Origin of the sequence: Enterobacter soli ATCC BAA-2102, from assembly GCF_001654845.1 — a bacterium.
Lineage (GTDB): Bacteria > Pseudomonadota > Gammaproteobacteria > Enterobacterales > Enterobacteriaceae > Enterobacter > Enterobacter soli.
On record NZ_LXES01000072.1, the window covers coordinates 1 to 337 of the forward strand.

A 337-nucleotide genomic window follows, 5' to 3' on the forward strand; every position below is an offset into this window, starting at 1 on the left:
AAACCATGTGCTCATCCAGACCGTGGCCGGTGACAACGTGGTGAATGCCACCGAGTCCCGGATGCCGACGATGATTTCCGGTGTGGTGAGTGGTGATGCGCAGGCGGGCGATAACGTCGTCGTCAGCGTGAACGGCCATGAATATCACGGCAATGTTGTGACGGATGCCAACGGTCAACTGCGTTACGAAGTACCGGTACCCACCGCGGCGCTGAATGAAGGCAACAATGACGTACAGGTAATGGTCACCGGTGTGGATGCGTCCGGTAACACCGCGATTGCGGTTGAGCACCAGAACGTGGTGCTCGATACCCAGGCACATAATGCCCTGACCATC

1 protein-coding gene is annotated in these 337 nt (G+C 57.6%); it reads left to right on the plus strand.

Features of this window, described 5'->3' with window-relative positions:
• Positions 1-337: Ig-like domain-containing protein (locus tag M987_RS23540; protein ID WP_157506108.1), on the plus strand; the 337-nt coding region annotated here is incomplete at both ends.